We start from the raw sequence: 24,727 nt of genomic DNA on the forward strand, positions 1-24,727 counted from the left end.
CAATTAATTGTATGACTTTTAATTTTTTAATAGCAATTTAATTTGAGATTCGAAATACTCTAGTGTAAACTTTTGAGACCATTTTACAGCATTCTTGGATTTTTGAAAGTACATTTCAGGAGATTCTAAATAACTTAATATTTCTGAAGAAATTTCATGAACATTAGCATTTACCAAACTCCCTCTTTTACCATCAGCTAACATAAATGGAATACAAGATACTTTTGATGTTATTGGAATACAACCCCACATCATGGCTTCTGCAACAACTTTTGGCCAACCTTCAGATTTTGAAATAAAAAGAAGAAAGTGACTTTTTTGAAAAGCCTTTTTAATATACTCCTTAGATACATTACCATGTAATCGAACATGTGATTGCAATTTGTTAGTTGCTATATATTCTTCTAAACGAGCTCTTTCAACGCCCTCACCATATATATCTAAAGAAACATCCTTACCTAATTTTAATAAAGAGTGACAAACTTGAATTGAAATTAGCGGTTGCTTACCAGGTGTTAAGCCTCCTACAAAAATCAATTGTATTTGACTCTTTAAACTTTTTAAAGGAATTGGAATCAACTCTTTTTCACTATATGTTGCTGTAAAAAAAGGCACTATGTTTTTGGTTTGGTTTGGCCATTCTCCATACACTAACACTTTCATATTTCTCGACAAAAATGAATTTGAAAGTATCCCTTTCTGCAATCTATAACTCCAAGGTTGCTTACTTTTTGGATCCCAATTACCAGCATATTTAACTGTTTTGGGTTTATTTGGAAAGAAAACTTGAATGCAAGCAGATATTAATCCAATATTACTTGGGCACCTTAAGTGTATATGATCAGCCCATTTCATTGCCTTATATATTTTAAAACAAATCAATGGAATGCTCACTATTGCCTTAACTGAATTTTTAAAGCTAGTTATATCGATCTCAGGAATAGTTTTTAGCGTTAAATTGTTGTGGATATATGGAGATTCAATGTTATTAATTTTATCATTGGTAAATGCACCTACTATTCTCACTTTATCAACACACTTAAACCATAAATTCATTTCTCGAACATAGGGTTCGTATGAAAAAAAATTATTTCCCTTTTTTTTATGCGCTATATGTGTTACTACGACAAATTTCAAAGTATGCTTTTGTAAAATTCTATATTTTGATTGACTAATTTATTTAGGTCAAATTTATTCATAACTGTATGATTAATTTCTTGTGCCAATGCTGTTGCTAAATTCTCATTCTTCAATAAATGAATTAGTGTATTAGAAAAGTTTTTAGCATCGAAAGGATTTATAAAAATCCAGGAATGATTTAATTCTATTATTTCTTTAAAGGGTGCTATATCACTGGCTATTATGGTTTTGTTCATGGCTATTGCCTCAACAAGTGTTAAACCAAATGATTCACTATGAGAAGGGTAAACACATACTGACATAGATGCTATTATTTCAGGTAATTTATGATAATCAACAGCTCCATAAAAATGGATTGATTTAGAAAGTTGATCTGGAATTGCAGTTTTCACATATGATGTATAAGAACCATATTCATCGTCTATCCAATCTCTACCAATTATATGCAATGTAGCATCTGGAATTTCTTGAATAGTTAATTTGAATGCCTCTATCAACTCCTTCACACCTTTTTTCTTACAAATAGTTCCTACAAAACAAATTGTATGATCCTTTTTTACGGCATCGCTCTTAGGCTTAAAAATACTATTATTAACAAAGTTGTAAATAATTGAATATTCTTTATTAAATTTTAACAGTCTTTTGGATGTTTCTCCAACGTAGTTACTTACTGCAATCAAATAATTAGCTTTTTTAAAAGAACGCTTCTCTTGAAAAGATCTCCAAAAGGCTGTTTTCTTTCCTGTTGTATACGCGAAAAAATGATGCCCGCCATGCATTCTTATAACTCTTTTACATTTTATTTTAGTTGAGATAAACGCAAAAGATAATTCACTACCCTCAATAATATCAATCTGAACTTTACTGGATAAATTTAGAAGCGCTTTATTTATTCTAATAGAATTTTGAATAAACTTACCAAAAGGCCAATTAGATTGTTGAATATTTATTAGTCTAATTCCTTTATCCGTAATTGTTTCAAAAGATTTTGCACTAGAAACTCCTAGTACACTAACATTTATATTATTTTCAACAAGATGTTGAGATAAAATATCTATGAAAGTACCAATACCACCATGATTTTTATTGATTTCTGGAAATTCGTTGGTAAGGTAAACTATATGCATTTAGAAATGAAATTAGAAATGTTTTCAGAAGCTTTTTGCCTATTTTCCGCAATTAAATTTAACCAATCAGTATTATCTAAATAAACATCACCTTGCATCACCTGAATCAACGTGTTTTTAATATCCTCTTTCCTATTTAACCAGATCACTGGCTTTAGATTGCCCATTGACCTAAAATGCTGATATTCATATATCTTTTCAACTTTCCATTTATCATTTTTAACTGGGTTGTAATTAAAATAAATTGCAGGTTTATTATATACAGCAAAATCATGTGCCATCGTGGATCCTAAATTAATGACAGCATCTGAATATCGCACTGTATTTACAAGCAATTTTACGTCTTTATACGTTGGAAAAATAGTTTGCCATTTAGAAACATCCGTGGAAATTGCATGCCATAATGGCTCTGCTACCTTAATAATATTTACATATTTTTCAACTATAGTCTCATATCTACGGCTAAAATCAACAGGAGCTCTGCGCAATAAAATTTGAATTGGCAGATTATTTTCATGTATAACCTGCGCTACATCCATTAAATATTGTGGATCAAATGGAGAAGTTCGCACATCATCACCGGAGAAACACAATATTTTCTTATTTGGATCTAAATTGAATTGCGAACAAAATTCATCTTTTGAGCTAAATAGTTCATTTTTATAATAAAATTCAAATTGAGGTGTACCAGTAATTACAATATTTTCTTCCTCTATTTCTGGATAAAATGTATTTACCTCATTTTTCATATACTCAGACCAAACAATATATTTGTTGGTTCTAAGTGTTAACCTAGCTTTTGGTAAATTATCCCATGAAAAAATGGCGCCAATTGTATCTATATTTAATTTATGCGCAGCCTCAAGCAATGGTAAGGCAGTTAACGCTCTTTGATGTGTAGAAAACAAAATATCAGGCTTTACATCTTGAAGTAAATTCAGATATTCTTCATTATTACTTTGCATTAAAACAACTAATTTGTCTTCTAATTTCAAAATACGAGTATAACTCTTTGAAAAATATGGAGCGCAAAATTCTATTAACCCGTAAAATAATTTTGTTTTTAGCTTTGATTTACTTGGTCTCCAATTGGTTTTGATAGACTTATTGTTGACTAATTTGGCATTGTGCACTAGCCTACTTAAACAAATAAGTTCACGTATAAATCGTTGCTTTAATGTCTCTCTAAAAGAAGGGATTTCAACACATTCAAAACTCTCATTTTGCACAGTAGTAATTTCCTTGATAGCTTCACTCGAAACCGCATGAAATAATACAATATTACCATGTTTTTTCAAACCCTTTATAAGGTCTGAAAACAAATAATTTCTGATTCCTGTACCATCTGGAATAATAATCCCTACCTTCTTCATTTAAATTTCCAATAATAATTTATTCATAAGTTTAAAGCTACCATAAAAAGTCAATATTATTAATATAAGGTTGTTAAATATTAATACTTTTTCATTAATTAACTTGTTTTTTTCCAAATCATTATAATTAAAAATCATCATAATTAAAAAAGGTGATAACCAACGTAATTCAACATATGAAATAATAATAAATGAAAAAATACAAAACATTATGATTAGCGAAATAGGAACAAACATCTCAGCTTTAAACTGTTTATTTCTAATTATGTTTTTCATAAAAAAGAAAAGTGGGATAAAAAGTATCAATCCTAATTGTCGAAACCCTAAATAAAAACATGAAAACAAATCTTTAAAAAACTCTTTTATGGTCATGCTAAAATCAAAAAATATACTCTCATAGATATTTTTTGGCAAAGACTTTTCTCCATTAATTCTTAAATACTCATCTGTTTGTTTCCATGTAGGATGCTGGTAATTACTTAAAATATTATTATTTACCATCAATTGAGCTAAATATTGTCTTTGAACCCAAGTAGCTTTGACATCTATAGGAGGTAGTTTTGAATCAAAAGAGAGTTTTCGATTCGTATTTATTGAAGGGACGTTTAATAGGAAAAAAAATGCACAAAGAATTACACTGTAAATCACATGATTTTTTTTTAAGCCTCTTTTTAAATAAATGATATATATACCAATTAAAACTATAGGAAAATAAACAATTATTAATTCTCTGGAAAAGGTAGAAATAATTAATGCACCTATCGCCAGATACGCATTCCAACGATTGCTTTTTTGTAAAGTATTTACTTCATTCAAAAAAATTACAATTCCAATGATAAATACTGCATCGTTTGTTCCAATAAAAAAGTAGTATACCGTACTAAAAAAGAATAAGAAATATGAAAATGGAGTGTTTCCTTTTTTTCTATATAATATATAAACGAAAAAAAAAGTTAATAAAATTAAATTTATCAATCGCATCGATAAATAATCTTCAAAAAATGTTGATAGCGGATATACAAGGAGCATATAAGGAATAGAAATACCTTTTGAGATTGCCTCTGACCATCCAAATTTCTTAATATATTTCAAATCCGATATAAAAAGTTGTTCGTCTCCTAATCCAATAGGTAAATTCACAAAATGTAATATAGCTAAAACAAAATAGCCCAATACCACAATTTGAAGTATTCTTCTAGAAAACAATAAAACATTATTCATTATGACCAAACTCACATATTTTCATCACAACTCTATCAATATCAAGACCTACGTAGAGAGGTAACCTCAAAAGTCTATTTGTAAATTTATCAGAATTTTCTAGAATTCTACCATCGTGTTTATTTTCATAAAAAGGACTTGAATGCAAACTTATATAATGAAAAACAGCCATAATTTGATTAGACTTTAAATGCTTAATAATACTCTGTCTCTGTTGGTTTGATTCACAAATTAAATAAAACATATGGGCATTGTTAGAAGCAAAATCAGGAATATGCATCAATTCAATATTATTTGAAGAAGCCCAGTTTTTAAGCTTATTAAAATACATATTCCAAATTGTTTTTCTTTTTAATTGTATCTTCTCAAGATTCTCGATTTGTGCCCATAAAAAGGCCGCGATTATCTCAGAAGGTAAAAAAGATGACCCTATATCTACCCAATTATATTTATCAATTTCTCCGCGAAAAAAAGCTGCTCTATTGGTTCCCTTTTCCCAAATAATTTCTGCCCTAGAAATAAATCTATCATCGTTTACTACCAACATACCTCCTTCTCCAGAAATAATATTCTTAGTCTCATGAAAAGAAAAGGTAGACATATGACCTATTGAACCAAGAGCAATATCATTATAAAATGAATCTATTGCCTGGGCTGCATCTTCAACAACAATAAGATTGTATTTGGCAGCAATAGCCATAATTTTTTTCATATCGCAAGCTACACCAGCATAATGAACAACAACTATAGCTTTGGTCTGGGGAGTAATTAATGGCTCTATTTTCTCCGCATCGATGTTTGGATTATAAGCATATGAATCTGCAAAAACTATTGTAGCTCCTTGTCTAATAAATGCCTGAGCAGTAGATACAAAGGTGAAACTAGGAATAATTACCTCGTCCCCTTGTTTTATATCTGCCAAAATAGCTGCCATTTCAAGAGCATCTGTACAGGACGTAGTGAGTAAACATTTACTAAAATTATATTTATTCTCAAAATATACCTGACATTTATTAGTATAAATACCATTTCCCGAAATTTTACCTAAAGCTACTGCATCTTGTATGTATTCACTTTCTTTCCCCGTTAAATAAGGTTTGTTAAACGGTATTTTCATTTAAATCGAGTTCTTATAAATTTAAAAGGAATGATACTTTCTTTTGTTTGTTCAAAACATGCATTATCAATTCTAATAATACCTGTCTTACATACAACAAAAGGTCTACCCTCTTCTATAAATAACACCTTTCCTATTGTTCTATTTTCTATTACAAAATCATTAATTACCTCAACTTCATTAACAATAATTTTATTATCATTTATAAAACAACAGGCTCCATTATAAGGATACCCAACGGCATCAACAAATCTTTTGATATAACTTGCATCATTATTCCAATCGATTCTATAGTCCTCTTCATTGCGCCAAAGACTATAACTAGCCAAGGTTTCATCTTGAGGAAAAGAATTAATTTCTTCTTGTTGTACAACCATTCTAAATATAGAAACTACAATTTCTTGATACAATAAAACAATTTTTTTAATTGCATCTTGTATTTTAATAGGATAAGAAATTTCAATTTTTTTTTGCAAAATTATTGGTCCTCTATCAAATTTTTCTGAAGCAAATATAGCAGACACACCAATATATTTTTCTTGATTTAATAAAGAATTCACTAAAGGAGAAAAGCCTCTATATTTTGGCAAAATTGAATCGTGAAGTACAATTAATTTTAAATTTTTAATATCTATTAACCAACGCCAAGAAACCGCCAAACCATAACTTGATTTAAATTCTAAACCTTTCTCTGAAGATAATCGAAAAGGCAAATTAGAATTCTGACATAAAGAAATAATATCACTACTAAAATCATTTCTCACTGATTTATCAATACCTACTATTACTAAGTCTATTGATTCTGATAATTCTTGTTCTACTAATTTTTTAAGTACAAGAAAGCCCTTTTCAGTCATTAAAAATAATGTAAATCTCATTTCACTACAGTTTTAACAATTTCATCAATTATAAAAACTGGTCTGTTTTTGGTTTGATCAAATATTTTCCCAACATAAATACCCGTTACACCTATTATTGTAATAAGTATTCCAGACAAAAACCATATCGAAATTATAATTGAACTATAACCTAAAACTTCGATTTTTTCACTAATCGCTAGATACAAATTGTACAAACCAAATACAAATGAAATGAACGAGATCAAAAGCCCAAACTTGACAATTAATTTTAAAGGTTTATTTGAGAATGAAATAATTGTATTAAAGGCTAAGCTTAATAATTTAAAAAAACTATAGCTTGACTTTCCAATTTCTCTTTCAGAATGCTCTACGGGTATTGCTACAGTTTTAAAACCAACGAATTTTACAAATAGTGGGAAAAATTTAATATAATCTGATACCTCTAATATTGATTTTATAACTTTTCTGTTATAAATACCAAAATTCGCAACTTCATTGTCGTATTTGGTATTTGTAAAAAAACTATAAACCATTGAAAATAGCTGAGAAGATAATTTTTTTAAATAACCATCTTTTCTAAATTTTCGTTTTGCTAATACAACATCAAAACCTTCTTTTGCCTTATCATATAGTTTTATAATTTCTTTTGGTTGATCTTGTAAATCACAATCTAAAACTACTACCCAATCGCCTTCTATCATTGAAAGACCTGCCATTATAGCCGGATGCTGTCCAAAATTTTTACTTAAACGTATTGATTTTACATTATTATTAGAATGAGAAATTTCTTTCATTACATCCCAACTATTATCTTGACTTCTGTCATCAACTAGAATAATTTCATAAGATTCATTTATGCTCTGCATAACTTTATGAATCTCATCAATTAGTTTAAGAATAATTTTCTCTGAATTATATACAGGACTAACAAATGATATTTTTACTTTCATTTTAGCTTATTTTTCAAATAATCTTCTGCAAGCGTCCAATCTTCTTGAGTATCGATATTTATTATAGGTTCAAAATCAGATACGATATATGCAATCTTTTTACCTAACACATTTTTATACTCTTTTAACACTTTTGTTTTTGTTATATAGATAGAACCATCTCTAATAAATGCCTTTGGTAATTCTTGTCTACGTGCAATTATAAAATCATCTTTAGTACTAATCTCCAATAAACTATTATCATTTTCTTCGAATACCCAATGTGGATTGTACTGATGAGGAACTTGAGTAACTGAAACTAGTGAATCCGAGTTTGCTTCTTTAAATTTACGTATTGCTCTATCAATAAAATCTGTGCTCCTAAAAGGAGAAGTTGCTTGCAATAAACACACCGCATCAAAATACTCTCCTTTGCTTTCAAAATAATTTATTGCATGAATTATAGTGTCAATTGTAGGACTCTCATCTGTGGCTAGTCTTTCTGGCCTTTGAAAAGGAACTGACACATTCATAGCCAAACTATGATTTATTATCTCTTCATCCTCGGAGCTAACAATTAATTTTGTAATTAAATTAGATTGCTGACCTGCCAAAATTGTGTAATCAATTAGCGGTTTACCATTTAATAACCGTATATTTTTTCGAGGTACTCCTTTAGATCCTCCTCTCGCTGGTATTAAACCCAAAATCTTCATTTAATAAGTAATCGTTTTATGAAAAAGTAATGGTGATGTTGCCAAAACATCTGCTATAACTTTTCCAGATTCGCCAGTACCATAAATAGTCTCAGATTTAAAAGTTTTCATTTTCATTCTGTCTTTTACACCAGATTTAATTGAATCAATATCATAATCTACATCAATCACATTTACTCCTCGCTGTCTTCTATGCTGACGCGTACCTATATTAACCACAGGTACTCCTAAAAATGCACATTCTCTTATACCTACACTTGAATTTCCAATTAAACATTTAGAATTTTTTAATAACCTTAAAAAATCTTTTGGCTCCATGTTCTTAAAAAAATGAATGTGCTTAGGATTACTCAATTCTCTATACCTCCTAATACCACTCGAAGTACCATCTGATCCGGCATCAACATTTGGCCAAAACCAAAATGTTGGAATTCCTAATTCATCAATAGCCGTTAATGTTTTGGTAACATCATCCTTAGAAGTTTCGTACTCAGTTGTTACTGGATGCTGCATAACAACTAGATATCCCGTTTTCCAATCTATTTGATTTCCCACTCCACCGTATTTCTCAATAGGATCAAAATTTAATTCAGGAGCATCTAAAATTTCCTTCGCTAAATCAATTGAAGGACAACCTGTATTAATAACAAATTCCGGTCTTTCTCCTAACTTAATTACCCTTGCCTTGGCATCTTCTGATGCAACTAAATGCAAGTCGGCAAATTTAGTATTTGCATGTCGAACCTTTTCATCAATATTACCAGTTACTTCTCCACCTTGTATGTGCACTAAAGGTATATTTTGATAAGAAGCCGCTATTGAAGTTGCAATGGTTTCAAACCTATCCGCTATTGTTAAAACAGCGTCGGGTTGCAACTTATAAAAAACATTAGAAAGTTCCATGACCCCCAAACCTGTAGTTTTTGCCATAGCAGTAGGGTTCTCACCTTCTAACACCATAAAGACTTTTTCTGCTATTTCAAAACCATCGTTTTCAATAAAATCTACCGCATTCCCATAACGACCTAACAAGGCTGAACCTGCAACAACAAGCTGTAATTCAAGCTTAGGATGATTAACAATTGCATTCAACGCTGATTTAATTCGGCTATATGATGGACGCGCGGTAACTACCACGCAAATCTTTCTTTTCATGACTCTAAATCCTTATAGTTTAAAAAATCCCATTGCTTCATATCTTCAATCAACTTTTTCCCAATTACATCTTTAAACTCATTTGCTAAAATACCATAACCTTTAGGTTTTTTTGATTCCAAATCAGAGAAAGTTAACACATGACCTTTCTCTAAATCTTTATTGATAGCTAAAGATTTTTCAAAAATAGCTTTCAAATCTTTGAACTTAGAATTATCTGACTTATCAATCGGGTTTTCTAAAGCAATTGACACTTTTTTTACAGAATTAACTAATTTTTTTACTTCTTTAATTGTAAGTGAAGATTTAGCATCTGGACCGAACATAGTTTTATCAAAAACGACATGGAATTCTATTAATTCTGCTCCCAAAGCTGTTGCTGCAATACAAGTGGAAATGTCTGATGAATGGTCTGAAAAACCAATTGAAACATGATATCTTTCCTTCAACTCTTGAATTACATTCAATCCATATTGTTTAGGTTGAGTTGGATAAGAAGTTGTACATTGCAGTACAGAGAAATTTGCTCCTCTTTTTTTTAAGAATGCTACTGTTTTATCTAATTCTTCAAAAGAACTCATTCCTGATGATATAATGATAGGCTTTCCTGTTTGTGCAACTTTTTCTAATAACAAAAAATTGTTCACCTCACCAGATCCAATTTTATATCTCCTTACTCCCACTTCTTCTAATAAATCTACAGCTGCATTACTAAATGGTGAGCTCATAAACTCTAAGCCTACTTCATCACAATGCTGTTTTATTTCTTTCCATTCATCAAGTGAAAACTCCATGCGTTTCCAATAATCAAAACGGGTTTTATCTTGTTTAGAAAACTCTACTCGAAATGGTTCAAAGGAACTGCTTTCTGCTTCTGCAATATGTGTTTGAAACTTTATGGCATCAACACCAGTAGTTGCAACGGCATCTATATAGGAGTGTAGTATTCCTAAGCTCCCTTCATGAGCTTGTCCTATTTCGGCAATTATAAAAGACTTCATTCTATTAATATATCGTTTTTAAATCTTTGAGGTTTCTAAAAAATAAGGCCTTTTTGTTTTCTAATTCCTCATCATTCATATCCCACCACTTTAATTCTTGAATTTCTTCTATAATCTCATCCGAAAAACGCATTTTAATTTTTTTAGAAGGAACACCAGCGACCAATGAAAACGGCTCTACATCTTTAGTAACAACAGCACCAGCCGCAATAATTGCTCCATTCCCAATGTTAACATTTCCCACTATAACAACACTATGACCTAACCAAACGTCATGACCAACAATTATTTTACCCTCTTGCTTCAATGATTTTAGTTCTCCATTAAACAAATTTTTATTAATATATGTTGATAAGTACGTTGATGGATGATTTGTAGCGTGTAATGCTACATCAGCTCCAAATTGACAATATTTTCCCACTTGAATTTTACCATGTAAATAATTATTATTTCCCAAAGTGGTTCTATAGTCAACAGTTATTTCACCTGAAAAATTACAATTTGAACCTATTTTATTCCCCCCCTTAAAGTTAACATTATGAATACCTGATACTTGCCCCTGAACAGACACGTTTTTATAATCGAGAGGGGTATTTAAAACCTTAGTTAATATTCTTTTACAAAACTTTAATATCACTTTACACTAATAATTATTACTTTCTTCTTTTGTAAGACCTTTGAGTTTTAAGAAAAAGTTTAAAAACAACTTTTTATTTAATAAAAATTCTAAAAATATATAGATACGGAATTTAGAAAATATATTGGTATTATTTTTAAATGAAGACATATTATGTTCTAAAATTGATTCACTCCTTTTTTCTTTAATTTCTTCTAATTTATTAAACATCCAATTCTCTAAAGTATTTCCCATATGATAGGTATAATTGCCATTAGTAGAGAGTCTGAAATAGTTAAATCTAAAAGCTGGATAATCTAAAACAAGACGTATTTCTTTTCCCAATTTAGAATTAATTTTTTCATTTAATAACGAAGAAAAAACTTTTGATTTATAAGTGGCCACGAAATGGCCAGCACCAACAACTGCAATACAACCATTCTGTTCCAGGGTAAGATATTTATTAAGGTGATATTGATTGTACAAATCTGGATTACCTACACTATCTGCAAACATTTTCATTGCGTGACTATCTTCTACTCTAGTAAATTTAAGCTTATTTGAAAAGATATACTTAAAAATAATGTTAGCCGTTAAATACTTATACATTTTAGAACTTGGAGTTGTTGACACAACTCCAGCCTTGTCAAAATTATTGAATACTTCATACGTTTTTTGCAGCCAACCATGCATAAAAAGAACGTCTGCATCTGCTATGGTTATGAAATCAAACTGATGGCCAGATACACCTTTAACAATCGCATTAAACTTACCAATATTTGAAGTATGAATGAGCTCTTGGATTTTAGACGCATTTAACAAATTCTGAAGGTATTTTCTGACATCCTCACAACTACCATTATCAACAATTGTAATAAATAATTGACTGTTAGAAGTGATTATCAAAGACTCTAAACAACATTTTAAAATCGTAAAACTATCTTTAAAATAATTTGAATGATTAGGCACGAATACAGGAATTATTACTTGATGCCTACGCTCATTTTTTTCAGTTAGAATATTCTTATTAGGGTTTACTCCTTTTCGCATCAAGTACTATTTGATTCATTTTTTTTATCGGAAAAACAAACATATCCAAAAAAGATAATTTGTATTCTGAAAAATACACTTTTTTTACAATTCTTTTTAAGAATAAATGTGCCAATCGATATCTAATTATTGGGTTGCCAATTTTAATCGTTCTAAAATTATCATACATTAAAACCCTTGCTTCTTTATAGTTTTCATTGTTCAAAGACAATCTCGAATTATCTTGATAAACTCTATAATAAGCTAGAGAATCAGAATGGCAATAAATCTTATGATAAAAAAACAGTCTATTATAAAAGTCCATATCTTCTCCCGATTTGATTCTTTCATCAAATCTTAAACCTCTTTTAAATACCCCTCTCCTAATAAGAGGTGTTGGGGATTTTACTAACCAATTGCAATATGCCTTCCAAAAAACATAACCCGTTCTTTTATGTTCCTTCCCTTTAGATGCTCCAATAATCTCTCCTGTAAGAATACCATATTGATCTATTACTTCTGCCGAAGAGTGCACCAAATCTACATCAGAATGTATTTTCAAAATGTTTAATTGCTGTTCTATTTTATGAGGCTTCCAAAGATCGTCATCATCTAAAAAGGCAATAAAATCTCCTTTAGCCTTTTCAATTCCATAATTTCTTGCTGAAGAAACCCCACCATTCTCTTTTTTAAAGTATGTGCAATTCGAAAACTGCTTACATATATCGCTAGCATACTCTTCATCTGAGCCGTCATCAACTACTAAAACTTCAATATTGGCATACGATTGTTCTACAATACTTTGAAGCGTATCTCTTAGATATTGTGGCCTGTTAAATGTAGGTACAATTACTGAAACTAATGGCTGTGAATTCATTTATACAATCGCTTTTTCAACCTCTTTAAAACACCTTTCAATGATTTCCTCTTAAGCTTTGATAATTCTTGTTCCAGACTCACATACTTAATGTAATCATTATAAAACGATCCATAATACTCTTTAAATATTCTCGTATCTTCTTTTCTTTTTATTTCTAAATGTTTGGCATTATTGCTCAATCCTTCCAAATCAAAAAGTGTCAACGCATAATTAACATGTTGAAATTTGATTTGATTGCTCAAAAAACTCTTGATATAGAATGCTCTGTCCGAAGCAATTTTCAAACTTTCATCGTACAAACCCATAGTTTCGAAAACTTCCTTTTTAAAAAATGTGCTTTGATGTGGTAGTGAAGTTCTTAAAAAATAGAATGGTGTTAAAGTATCTGGATATATCTTTTCGCCTTTCTTAAACTTATAATCACCATAAATTATGTCGCCATTAAAATTTGTATGTGTTACAAAATCTTCAATTGCAGTATTTGAAGTTAAAATATCTCCACTATTCAAAAACAATAGATAATCTCCCTTGGCTCTTTGTATACCCTTATTCATCGCATTATAAATACCTGAATCTTTTTCTGAAATAAGGCAATGTATATGCTCTTTTTGTGTTTCTATAACATCTAAACTTCCGTCGGTAGAAGCTCCATCAATAATTAAAAACTCCAAAGAAATGTAGGTCTGACTAACAACACTTTTGATTGTTTTTTCCAAACCTATTTTATCATTTAAATTTATGGTTATGATAGATATTTTATACATCATTGATTTTTTTACCAATAACATCCATTTTCAATTGATTGAAAATTTTGTGGCCTTTCATTTATATTAGGTCTAATCCAATTATCATTAATTAGATACTTCATATCGTATTCATTTTCCCATCTTTTCCCTATAATTCCAAACAAAAGTTGGGTAGCTCCTCCTAAATGCACACTTTTTTTACCTAAATCTTTAATAAAACTCGCTAATGTAAATCCATATGATCCACAACCTAAAATTGCAATATCAAAATCTATTTTCATAATGTCATCCTTCATTTTTTCTAAAGCTTCAAACCAACTATTAAATTCTAAATTTTTATAATTACCTGCAAATGACTGTATCGGTTTATAGGTTATCAAATTAAAATCTGGTAAAGTTTCTTTATTCTTAAAAATAGCTTTTCTATTTAAAAACTGTTTTTCAATACTCTCATCAAAAGGATGTATAATTAGAACATTCTTATTCTCTAATGCAGAACTCCATGGATGATTTCTAATAAAAGGAACCATATCACCTAATCTAATACTCTTAACAGATTTTAATTCTTTTTTAAAGGTTTTTTCTTTTGACAACCAAGAACCTAAAATATCAAGATTTTTAATATCTTCTATAACTAACTCACTAAATCTATTTAAAGATTCATTAGTAGCTGGAAAAAAACCTGTATTATTTTGCATTCTAAATTTTAAGTTATCAGACCAAGTTAACTCATTAACATCACTTAACATATAATTTAAATATCTACTCAAAATATTATTCTGAGTTTTTTTGTAAAAATGAATAGTATCCAACTCAATACTACCAAATCTGGCAATCATACATGGCTTATCCCCTTCCAATAATTTTTTTATTTGATCAGACGCATCTTGATCGTAGTAGTCAACTTTTCTGTTTTTAATTCTATATTCTTTATTATTTGAATATATTAAACTTATTACTTTGCGTATATAGCTTAAAATGACAATCATTAAATCGTTATTTTTCATTTTTGAAAATTATTATATACTTCAATATATTCTTTAACCTTATCCTTTATATCAAATCTGATTTTAATGTCTTCTATTATCACTTCAGAGTCATAGTTTGTATACAAAGCCTTGCGCAATGCAGTACTTAGGGCTTTAACAGAAAAATCATTAGCAATTTCACCATTTTGACCATTTCTAATAATATCTAAACTCCCCCCATTTGGATAAGACACCACAGGTATTCCACAGGAAAGCGCTTCAATCGTTACTTGGCCAAAAGCTTCTTCTATAGATGGCATTAAAAATACATCTGAAGCAGAATATATTTGAATGAGCTTATCTAAAGAATCTATATAACCTAAGTTGATTATTTGCGATGACAAACTCGTTTTAGTTTTCCCAAAAACTACCGGTTGCAAACCTTTGTGCTCTAACATGTCTATCGCTTCTAAAGCATCGAAAAAACCTTTTCGTTTTGTGTTTATTTGGTCTGCTCCTAACAGAAGAATGGTTTTATCTTGTGGCAAGTTTAGGAGTTTTCTAGCTTCAACTTTTTCAACAGGTTTAAATTTTGATAAATCTAATCCATTATGAATAATTGATTTTGGAAAGCTATTTATTAACTCACTTTCTTGTGCCTTTTGATAAACCCAATTTGAAATTGCGACAAAGTGAATATTAGCTTTTTTAAAAACCTTTTTTCTAATAGCAAAATTCTTGTTTAAAACTGTTCTTAAACGTTCAGTTGGAAAATTTTTTTCGTAATGATAACCTGCCCCACAACAGTATAAATCTGGCATTCTCCAAACAACCGGTTTAACATTTTTTTTAAAAAAGGAAGGTTCATCTAAAAATCCAGACACCCAATTAAGCTGAATAATATCTGCTTCTTTGTATAAAAAATGCGTTGTAATATCATAATTAGTTTTAGGAAAAGAAAACCACTCAACATCATAGGTTGTTCTTATATCAATATTTTTAAAAAAAATTGATTTTAGTTTTAACTCTACTCTTCTAAAAAAGGATAACTTTTTATTAAAGTAATGAGCATGTGGAATATTATCTTTAGATTTATTTAAAAATAACATTCTAGATTTCACCCCTTGTCTTAGCAATTCTTCATGTATACGAATACAAGCATTTGCTGCTCCACCTTTATCATTTGTATTTATATGTAAAACTGTCATCTAATTTTAAGCATTTTTATAATATGAAATCAGCTGGTTATATAACACCTGATTATCATATGTGGTCACAACATAATTTCTTGCTGCTTTCCCCATTTTTGTTCTTAAATTTTCATTAGATATTAAGCGCTCCAGTTTCTGAACAAAACCATTGATGTTTTTAGATTGTACGACATAACCAGTAACTTGATCAATGAGTCCATATTTCATTCCACCGGCATCAGAAACTACTACTGGTAACGCCATTGATTGTGCTTCTTGTATCACTAAACCTTGATTTTCAGCTCTTCCATTAGAATCGACGATACCTGGCAATAAGAAAGCGTCAGAAAGATTCATAAGAGCTATAATTTGATCTTGTGTTAAAGAACCTTTTAAAGTAATATAAGGTTCTAAATTGTTATCTCTAATTTTTTTATACAACACATCATTCAGCTCTCCATTTCCAACTACAGTAAGATGAACATTATAATTAAGATTGATTAATTCTTCAATAATTTCAACAGCAATATCTGGACCTTTGAAAGATACCAAGCGTCCACAAAATAAAATTCTAAAAATATTATCCATTTTTTGCTGATGTGTAGGCTTAAAAAAATTGGTGTTTAAACCAACTGGTAAAAATTTATATCCAGAGTACGTGCTATTTATCTGCTGTAAAATCTTTAATGAATATTTGGAATTGTAAGTGCACGCATGCATATACTTGAACAAAATTTTATAATTTTTCTTGTATTGCTCTATTTTGTTTGGAGAAATATCCACTCCATGAAAAGAGGTAAAAAGAGTCTCGTTTTTTAAAAAACCATCACTCTTCAATTGCGCTATAAACATACCTAGTTGTGCAAAATGGCAATGTATAATGTCAAACTCATTATTTTGTAAGAACCACTGATTTCTATAGAAATGTTCTAAACTTAGGGCTTTTACACCAAACTTAAACACATTAATTGTTTTCAATACTTGAAATACATCGCCACTAAATATTTTTTTAGAAAAGAGCCCAAATCGCTTTAGTTTGTTAGTTGGTATCTTAGTATAATACTTGACCTTTTGAAGTAAATTATAGTCTTTCACATTTTGATGAAGTAGTGTAACATCACCTTTATTAAAAGCTAAAATTTCAACCTCATGGTTATTGTCTAGCAACGAGCAAATTTGATTGACAATAAATGTCTCTGAAAGCACTGGGAAAGTATGCAAAACAATGGCTATTTTCATACTGAAATTTTGGTTAAAAACTTTTTCCAAGTATTGTGAACTTTAAAATACTGGATGATATAATTAAATAAAGAATGGTGTTTTAACTTAACTGTATAAAAGTGCTTTTTTAAAAGGTTTGCTATTTTATTTTTAACAAACCATTTTTCATACAAAACCATTGCTTCCTCATCTTGTGTTAATTGATAATGTTTGTCTAAATAATCTCTAATTAACTTCTCTTCATGACATCTATGATACTGCTTCTCAAAACTAATTTGACGCCTAGTGACATTTTTATGATATCTAAATTTATTGAGCGGTTCACTAACAAATCCAATAGTTGCATTTTTTGAAATCAAAATCCAAAAAAACCAATCTCCACAAATTCTCATATCTAAAAAACCAGAAGCTAACACCTCGTTCGTTACTAATTGTTTTTTAAACAATACAGCACTTGCATTTGGTATAACACATTTTACTTTAAGGTAGTTCTTTATAAAATCTTCACCACTAATAACAAAATCTGTTTCCCAAATATTTGGCAGAAAATTAGCTGTGTAAGACAGCCTATTTTCTATTATAGTTTCATTCTCATCTACATCAATTGACTGTGAATAGATAAGATCTAAATGATTGTTGTTTTTGGCATTAAGTTCTAATAATTTTTTTAAAAAATCGGCATCACAATAATCATCGCTTTCCGCAATCCAAATGTACTTTCCGTTCGCTAATTCTAAACCTTTTTTCCATTGTTTAAAAGGGCTGCCTGAGTTTTGCTTATTAACAATAAAATGAGAAACTTTAGGATGATTTTTAAAATTGTTAAGAATAGCTATACTTGCATCTGTTGATGCATCGTCTAAAATTATAACTTCATAATCCTGAAAAGATTGATTGAATACAGAATTTAGCCTTTGCTCTAAAAATTCTGAATGATTATAATTAGGTATGATAACAGAAACCTCTACCATTATATTACTTAAACAATGACTTGATTAATACTTTTAAAGCATGTTTTTTGTCCTTTGATAAATCGCGATTCATTTTTTTCAATTCAAATCTTTGCCTCAACAATTCTTGAAAACTTCCAAATTGGTTTACATAAAAATCTGCATGCTTAATACTCACATAATTATAGAGATGTTGCCTTTTGTCTTCTGTAAGATTCGTAATCATAGAAGACTCTTTTATTCTATAATAAAACCCTATTTCATCTAACTGCTTTACTTTACCACCATTTTTCAAAAGAGAAATCCAAAATTCCCAATCTTCTAAACCATACAGCATATTTATATCATAACCACCTATTGATTTCCAATCTGCTTTTCGAAATATGGCGGAGCAAAAAATCATGTTTGTTGTTGCTAAACTCTTTAATGAAAAAGGTGCTAAATTCCATAATTCATTAACCATACCAAATTTTTTAGCCTTACAATAAACTACTTTTAATTGGTTATCACATTCAAATGCTTTTAAAGCAAGTTGTACATAGTCTTTAGATATTTTATCATCTGCATCTAAGGGTAAAATATAATTACTTTTAGCTGCTGCAATACCTAAATTCCTAGCATTACTTAAGCCTCCATTTTTAATACTTATATATTTAAATCTAGAGTCTTTTTCTACCCAAAGATTCGCAATTTCTTCTGAAGCATCTGTTGAACCATCATTGACAATAATACATTCCCAATTATTATAATTTTGCTCTAGTACAGATGTTAGAGATTCTTTTAAATACTCTGACTGATTATAACAAGGAACAATTATGGATATGTTGGTAGTATGCATTTTATAATTAGTTATCCAAAATCGTTAAGATACTGGAAATAGTTTTAAGGCTTGATTATACAGCTCAATTTCTTCTTTCATATTACCTATTGATTGTTCTTTTAAGTAATTTTTTAAATTTAACTAAAGTATTAAACACAAAAAATAAAATGCTTTGTAAACCTCTTGTAACTTTAAATTTTTCTAACTCCAAAAAAGTTTTAGATCGTTTATTTAAAAACTGAGTTTTAAACGATTTTAGGTCTCGATAGTCTTTGTACAACCATTTAAAATGGGTTTTATATACGCTATTCTTTTCTTGTATTATCAAACTTTTATTTTCTTCAACAGAAGAAATACCAGACATATCATAATTAGAAATAACCATATTAAGATAGCAATAGGATACCTCATGTTTGCAAACAGCACATAAAAAGAATTCCCAATCAGAAACTATTTTATAATTCTCATTATAATAAAAAATAGAATCAAATAATTTTCTTTTTATAAATGTTGCTGGATGGGGTAACGAACTCTCAAAAAAGAAATTAAAATTTAGCTCTTGTGGATAGGTCTTCAATTTTTCTGATTCTTTATATATCAGATTTATATTTCCATAATACAAACCATATTCACCATTTACTTGCTTAGCTACAGTTTCTAAAATTGTTTCATTTTCTAGCGTATCTCCACTATTTAAAAATAAAACATAGTCTCCTGAAGCTTGCCTAAGGCCCTTATTCATAGCATGATAAACACCATTGTCTGGTTCTGAAATATAATAATCTATACTTGTTTTATACCCTTTTATTACCTCTAAACTAAAATCTGTACTAGCGCCATCAATAACTATATGCTCAAAAGTATCATATGTTTGACTATGCACACTTTTTAGCGTTTCCAACAAGCCTTTAGCATTATTATAATTAACTGTAATTATGGATATCATACTACTTTTTTAAAGCTTTGTATACTTTTTTTAATAGAAATTCTAAGGTGTTCTGTTTTGGTTTTGGTTTTATCTTTGCTTCCAGCTCTGACGTTCTTGTTTTTATATCATAAGCTATATTTATCTTTTTAAACTCTTCATATTTACTCCCTTTTAGAGCTTCATAATAGCCCATATATAGTTGTTTTAACAAAGGTAAATCAGATAACTTAAATCTATTAAACTCTCTAGATATATTTTCATCATCTAATGTTATTTTACTAAAATGATAAAACACTAAATCATTGCCATCATTAAGCTTTATAACATCATCTGTATGTTCAACAATATTACGCTCATGCAAATTCCATGGAGCCATATTATATCCGAAAGATTTTATTATCTCAATCTTGTCATAAAAAATAGGCGCGAAATTCATCCATAACTGGTCTACAAAATAGCCTTTCTGTGGCCTATCAAAACCATAATTTAGTATTCTATGTTCCCACCAGTCCAACATTTGTAATGCTTCTTGATGTTGAGGACTCAACCCAATAAAACCTAAATTAAAAACACCAAATTGCAAAAAAGTATTTTCATCAGGAAACTTACCATCTCTAGCAATTGGTGTTAAAATATGAGGCGTAAGCGCCATAGCTTTATCTTGAAGCACTTTATTTATAGCGTGTAAACTATCATAAAAAAATAAATCTGGATCTAAATAATAAATCGCTTCCAAATTTGGATTTAATGATATCAAATGCTTAAATGCACTTGCTTTAACATTGGTATTCAATTCAATAATGTAATACTTAGCCAATAGTGCATTAAAGTCTATGCCTCGTATATCTTTTGCTAAAATAAGCGTAGCAGGTTCAAAAATACTATAGTCAATTGCATCACTAAACTCATCAACCAAAAAAATATAGAACTGAAAATCTTTATTATGACGCAAAAAAGAATCCTTTAGCGCATTGGCTTGCCCTAAGTAATTATTGGAGCATATGGTAAACGCAAATTTGTTCTTAGCCATAAATTTTCTTTCTTATCTTATATAATAGTTCTTTTATACCATACCAAAGCGCATATTTTTCTCGCTTTAAATGTTGTACCTTACGGTAGTACACAAAGTTTTTTGAATTCAAATATGGATGAAACAAATTCCATTTAAAATAGCGCATCACATTTCCTACAAAATCTTCAGCAATGTTATCATCAGAACTATTGCTAGAAAAACCGCCAGCTGAAAAATTTGCCACTATAATATTCATATATTCAAAAGGTTGTTTTGACCAACAACGTAGATTATAATCCCAATCACTACTTTTCCTATAATCTAGATTGAAATCTCCAACTTCTTTAACAAATTTGGAATCATAAAACATAGCTTGATGACATATATTTTGGTTCAATAGCTTTGTTAAATTAAATTTTCCTGCATAAATCTCATTATGTTTCGCCCATCCAGTATCTCCAATTATTTTTGCATTACCATAAACTACACTTGCTGATGTTTCAGAAAGCACTGTATTTACTTTTTCTAAAGTTACAGACTCAAATAACGAATCATCACTCCCCATAAAATATAACCATTTTCCTTTGGCTAATTTTATTCCCTTATTCATTGCATCATAAATACCATTATCTTTTTCAGAAAAAACTCTTAATCGTGACAATTTATCCTTATAGCATTCTAATATTTGAAGAGTAGTATCAGTAGAAGCACCATCAATTACTAATACTTCAAAATCTTGATTGGTTTGATTTAACAAACTCTCTAAAGCAGTTATTAAACTATCTTCAGAATTATAAGTGGGCATTATAATGGAGACTAGTGACATATATCAATCAAGCCATTTGTTTCTTTTAAAATAATTTATGTCTCCAAATGAATTATAAAATCCAATTTTTAATTTAGAAATAAACGGCAATCTCTTATAATTTTCTTTAATACTTTGCTCTGCCTGCGATAAGTACTCTTTAATATTTTCAGACTTCTGCCCTTCTCGCTTTCTAAACGCCCCCAATTTGTGATGTGTACAATATAAATCTGCATGATTAAAAAAACGAAGCCAAAGATCAAAATCTGCAGCTAAATCATAATTAGTATTTAGTTTTCCACCTGATTCCTCCCATAAATCTCTTTTAAAAAAAGTAGACTCTTGTTGAATAAATAACTGTTCGATTTTAAAAAAATTAGAATAAAAATACAATTGATTTGACATAGGATTCCTTTTATAAAACTCTTTTCCCTCTTCATCAATTACATTAGGAAAACCTTGTAACCATTGTAAAGAAATATTATCCGTAAACATTTTAACTACTTTTGAAATCGCATTAGAATGAATAATATCGTCACTATTAATCCAACATAAAATATCTCCAGTTGATTTTTTGAATCCTTTATTAATAGCTTCATACATTCCACCATCTTCTTCACTTAACCAATATGAGAGTTTACTTGAATATTTTTTAATAATATCTATTGACCTATCTGTACTTCCACCATCGATAATTATATATTCAATATTGGGGTAATTCTGTCCCAAAACGGATAGTATAGTTTTTTCTAAAAACCTTTCTTGATTGAAGTTTGGTGTTATTATGGACACCTTTGGTGATGTAATTAACGACACTTTAGCGATATTCAATATATTTAAAAGTCTTATCAGTCTTAGGAATAAAAAATAAGTCCATTTGCCAAAATGACTTATCATACAATCTTATCATTGGATCAACCATTTCTATTGGTCTAAAACCTAATTCACTCATATATTCACACATTTCCCAAAAACACAAACTATCTTTGGTAATGTTATAATTATAAACTTCTATAATTATTAAACTAGATTTTTTTATGACTTCTTCCGCTCCTTTAAGTATTGGAACTTCAAAACCATGCGTATCTAATTTTAACAAATACGGCCCCAAAACATTTCTTCTTTCAACTTCATTATCAATAGATATAACGGGCACTTCAATACAATTATCATTAGTTTTAGATGAAGAAGCTACACCTCCAAATAACTCATTGTGGTCAAAATATATTTTACCATCTTCTTCTCCTGCGGCTGCCAAAACATAATCACCTTTAACTATCTCTTTTTTAAACACTTCAAGCCCTTTCTTATGATCTATCTGAGCTTCAATTAGTAAAAAGTTAGCATCAGGAAACAAACCCAATAACCTTCTAGACCATCTGCCATCTGAAGCACCTACATCAATAATAGTATTAATTGTTAACCCTCTAGTAATACAACGTTTTAATGCAGCTTCCATGGTATAGTTAGAATCAACAATATTACGCACAGTTGGAGTTTCTAGTTTTTGAATTTTGTAACCAAATGAACTAACTGTTTTTTTTATTATTCTTTTTAAACCTTTTTTCATTATTTTAAAATGCTTTTTAAACACCCTTCACCTGTATATATTGTTGACACCAATACACCAGATATTCTTGTACTACTACTCTAATAGACACCACAGGTTTACCAATTTTATATTATTCATCTAGAATTTCTTTATACAGTTTTATATATGATTCAATTTGATTTTCTTGACTGTAATAATTTAATGCATCTTCTCTAATTTTTTCTGAATCAAATTTATCCTTATATACTAACATTTTTTGGATTCCATTAACCAAACTTTCTACATTTATACTTTCAGTCAATAGTCCATTTTTGTATTTTTTAATCATATATTTAATCCCTCCAACCGGAAATCCAAGAACTGGTGTACCTGAAAGAAACGACTCAATAATCGTACTCGGCAAATTATCAATTAATGAGGGAATAATAAAAAAATCAGCCGCACAATAAATTTTATTTAAAAGTTTAATTTCTTCAATTCTTCCAAATGATTTATAATTTGTAGAATTAAAATTATGATTTAAATCTTCACCGACTGAGCAAAAAATAATATCATCAAATTTATGCTTATCGATTACTTTTTTTAAATAATTAAACCCTTTCCTTTCATTATTTAAAGAGTCAGCAACAAATAATACAATACTAGTATCTAAAGGTAAATTCAGTTCAATTCGACAATTAGTTTTTGACAACAATTTAAACATTTCAGAGGATATTCCATTTGGAATCTTAAATCTAGGGTAATGCTTAAAAATACTTTTTTTAACCTCTTTATCCATCCAAGAATTTAAAATAACAAGATTTATTTTATGAATAGATCGAATCGATTTTTTCTTTATTTCAACGATTTTCTTGAAAAGTTCTTTTTCAACAATTGTATAATCTCTTTTTTTTGGAAATCCTAACTCATCTAAACCATAAAATTTTTCAATATAATGTTCTCCTCCTGAAAAAGGATTCATATCGTGCAATGTCCAAACTATAGGCTTATCATTCAATTTAAAAAAAGAAGTATAATCAATATAGTCTGAAACCCAATGCAAATGTATAATATCTGCTTCTTTATATAAATCTGAATTAGTAATATCAATCTTCGTGTCAGGATAGCTAAAGTATTCTAAATTTTCTGGTCTTTTATAAATAAATTTTAAAATCCTATAATAGGATAGGAAACCCAAAAGTTTTTTCCAAAATGATGATTTATTGATTCTTTCAGAATTAAACTCAAATGAATTATAAATATCTTTAGATTTGTGTTTTACTAACAGTTTTGAGTCAATTCCACTGTTTAAAAGCCCCAAATGTAAACGAATACATGCATTTGCAGCACCCCATCTATCAAATGTATTTATTAATAAAACTTTCACAGGTA

25 protein-coding genes are annotated in these 24,727 nt (G+C 29.2%); all 25 read right to left on the reverse strand.

Features of this window, described 5'->3' with window-relative positions; all coding sequences use genetic code 11:
- Positions 1-18 precede the first annotated feature (18 nt).
- Positions 19-1,137, reverse strand: coding sequence for a glycosyltransferase (locus tag ACYQ5R_RS09990; RefSeq protein WP_460190797.1), 1,119 nt, complete (start codon positions 1,135-1,137; stop codon positions 19-21).
- The gene (locus ACYQ5R_RS09995) at positions 1,134-2,267 is read right to left on the reverse strand and encodes a glycosyltransferase family 4 protein (protein WP_460190798.1); all 1,134 of its coding nucleotides are present in this window, start codon (positions 2,265-2,267) and stop codon (positions 1,134-1,136) included. The genes ACYQ5R_RS09990 and ACYQ5R_RS09995 overlap by 4 nt, the downstream gene beginning before the upstream one ends.
- Positions 2,258-3,640: a hypothetical protein gene (locus ACYQ5R_RS10000; RefSeq protein ID WP_460190799.1), complete on the reverse strand. Its 1,383-nt coding sequence runs from the start codon at positions 3,638-3,640 to the stop codon at positions 2,258-2,260. The genes ACYQ5R_RS09995 and ACYQ5R_RS10000 overlap by 10 nt, the downstream gene beginning before the upstream one ends.
- On the reverse strand, positions 3,641-4,861 hold the full coding sequence (locus ACYQ5R_RS10005; RefSeq protein ID WP_460190800.1) for a hypothetical protein: 1,221 nt from the start codon (positions 4,859-4,861) through the stop codon (positions 3,641-3,643).
- Positions 4,854-5,978, reverse strand: a complete 1,125-nt coding sequence (gene rffA / locus ACYQ5R_RS10010) for a dTDP-4-amino-4,6-dideoxygalactose transaminase (RefSeq protein WP_460190801.1) — start codon at positions 5,976-5,978, stop codon at positions 4,854-4,856. Before rffA ends, ACYQ5R_RS10005 begins: the two co-directional genes overlap by 8 nt.
- Positions 5,975-6,856, reverse strand: a complete 882-nt coding sequence (locus ACYQ5R_RS10015) for a methionyl-tRNA formyltransferase (RefSeq protein ID WP_460190802.1) — start codon at positions 6,854-6,856, stop codon at positions 5,975-5,977. The genes rffA and ACYQ5R_RS10015 overlap by 4 nt, the downstream gene beginning before the upstream one ends.
- Positions 6,853-7,788, reverse strand: a complete 936-nt coding sequence (locus ACYQ5R_RS10020) for a glycosyltransferase family 2 protein (protein WP_460190803.1) — start codon at positions 7,786-7,788, stop codon at positions 6,853-6,855. The genes ACYQ5R_RS10015 and ACYQ5R_RS10020 overlap by 4 nt, the downstream gene beginning before the upstream one ends.
- Entirely contained in the window at positions 7,785-8,483 is a 699-nt protein-coding gene (locus ACYQ5R_RS10025) for an acylneuraminate cytidylyltransferase family protein (RefSeq protein ID WP_460190804.1), read from the reverse strand. The genes ACYQ5R_RS10020 and ACYQ5R_RS10025 overlap by 4 nt, the downstream gene beginning before the upstream one ends.
- Positions 8,484-9,638, reverse strand: a complete 1,155-nt coding sequence (gene neuC, locus ACYQ5R_RS10030; protein ID WP_460190805.1) for a UDP-N-acetylglucosamine 2-epimerase — start codon at positions 9,636-9,638, stop codon at positions 8,484-8,486.
- Positions 9,635-10,639 carry an N-acetylneuraminate synthase family protein gene (locus ACYQ5R_RS10035; protein WP_460190806.1) on the reverse strand — a complete coding sequence of 335 codons (1,005 nt, stop codon included), beginning with the start codon at positions 10,637-10,639 and terminating at the stop codon, positions 9,635-9,637. The genes neuC and ACYQ5R_RS10035 overlap by 4 nt, the downstream gene beginning before the upstream one ends.
- A gap of 4 nt (positions 10,640-10,643) precedes the next feature.
- The gene (locus ACYQ5R_RS10040) at positions 10,644-11,276 is read right to left on the reverse strand and encodes a CatB-related O-acetyltransferase (RefSeq protein WP_460190807.1); all 633 of its coding nucleotides are present in this window, start codon (positions 11,274-11,276) and stop codon (positions 10,644-10,646) included.
- Positions 11,277-11,282: 6 nt separating this feature from the next.
- Positions 11,283-12,305, reverse strand: a complete 1,023-nt coding sequence (locus ACYQ5R_RS10045; RefSeq protein ID WP_460190808.1) for a glycosyltransferase family A protein — start codon at positions 12,303-12,305, stop codon at positions 11,283-11,285.
- The gene (locus ACYQ5R_RS10050; protein WP_460190809.1) at positions 12,283-13,161 is read right to left on the reverse strand and encodes a glycosyltransferase family 2 protein; all 879 of its coding nucleotides are present in this window, start codon (positions 13,159-13,161) and stop codon (positions 12,283-12,285) included. Before ACYQ5R_RS10050 ends, ACYQ5R_RS10045 begins: the two co-directional genes overlap by 23 nt.
- Positions 13,158-13,952, reverse strand: coding sequence for a glycosyltransferase family 2 protein (locus ACYQ5R_RS10055; RefSeq protein ID WP_460190810.1), 795 nt, complete (start codon positions 13,950-13,952; stop codon positions 13,158-13,160). The genes ACYQ5R_RS10050 and ACYQ5R_RS10055 overlap by 4 nt, the downstream gene beginning before the upstream one ends.
- Positions 13,940-14,917, reverse strand: coding sequence for a hypothetical protein (locus tag ACYQ5R_RS10060; protein WP_460190811.1), 978 nt, complete (start codon positions 14,915-14,917; stop codon positions 13,940-13,942). The genes ACYQ5R_RS10055 and ACYQ5R_RS10060 overlap by 13 nt, the downstream gene beginning before the upstream one ends.
- Complete coding sequence (locus ACYQ5R_RS10065; RefSeq protein WP_460190812.1) at positions 14,914-16,086, reverse strand: glycosyltransferase; 1,173 nt, start codon at positions 16,084-16,086, stop codon at positions 14,914-14,916. The genes ACYQ5R_RS10060 and ACYQ5R_RS10065 overlap by 4 nt, the downstream gene beginning before the upstream one ends.
- 6 nt (positions 16,087-16,092) lie before the next feature.
- Positions 16,093-17,307, reverse strand: a complete 1,215-nt coding sequence (locus tag ACYQ5R_RS10070) for a glycosyltransferase (protein WP_460190813.1) — start codon at positions 17,305-17,307, stop codon at positions 16,093-16,095.
- The gene (locus tag ACYQ5R_RS10075; protein ID WP_460190814.1) at positions 17,304-18,260 is read right to left on the reverse strand and encodes a glycosyltransferase family 2 protein; all 957 of its coding nucleotides are present in this window, start codon (positions 18,258-18,260) and stop codon (positions 17,304-17,306) included. Before ACYQ5R_RS10075 ends, ACYQ5R_RS10070 begins: the two co-directional genes overlap by 4 nt.
- 4 nt (positions 18,261-18,264) lie before the next feature.
- Entirely contained in the window at positions 18,265-19,077 is an 813-nt protein-coding gene (locus ACYQ5R_RS10080; RefSeq protein WP_460190815.1) for a glycosyltransferase family 2 protein, read from the reverse strand.
- An 82-nt stretch (positions 19,078-19,159) separates the two neighbouring features.
- Positions 19,160-20,005, reverse strand: coding sequence for a glycosyltransferase family 2 protein (locus ACYQ5R_RS10085; RefSeq protein WP_460190816.1), 846 nt, complete (start codon positions 20,003-20,005; stop codon positions 19,160-19,162).
- 1 nt (position 20,006) lies between these two features.
- A complete protein-coding gene (locus ACYQ5R_RS10090; RefSeq protein ID WP_460190817.1) occupies positions 20,007-21,017 on the reverse strand; it encodes a hypothetical protein in 1,011 nt (336 codons plus the stop codon).
- The gene (locus ACYQ5R_RS10095; RefSeq protein WP_460190818.1) at positions 21,010-21,804 is read right to left on the reverse strand and encodes a glycosyltransferase family 2 protein; all 795 of its coding nucleotides are present in this window, start codon (positions 21,802-21,804) and stop codon (positions 21,010-21,012) included. The genes ACYQ5R_RS10090 and ACYQ5R_RS10095 overlap by 8 nt, the downstream gene beginning before the upstream one ends.
- 24 nt (positions 21,805-21,828) lie before the next feature.
- Positions 21,829-22,620, reverse strand: coding sequence for a glycosyltransferase family 2 protein (locus ACYQ5R_RS10100; protein WP_460190819.1), 792 nt, complete (start codon positions 22,618-22,620; stop codon positions 21,829-21,831).
- Between the two features lies 1 nt (position 22,621).
- Positions 22,622-23,374 (reverse strand): FkbM family methyltransferase, encoded by a 753-nt coding sequence (locus ACYQ5R_RS10105; RefSeq protein WP_460190820.1) that lies wholly within the window; start codon positions 23,372-23,374, stop codon positions 22,622-22,624.
- Between the two features lie 112 nt (positions 23,375-23,486).
- A complete protein-coding gene (locus ACYQ5R_RS10110) occupies positions 23,487-24,722 on the reverse strand; it encodes a glycosyltransferase (protein ID WP_460190821.1) in 1,236 nt (411 codons plus the stop codon).
- Between the last annotated feature and the right edge of the window lie 5 nt (positions 24,723-24,727).

It is taken from the genome of Urechidicola sp. KH5, assembly GCF_054661455.1.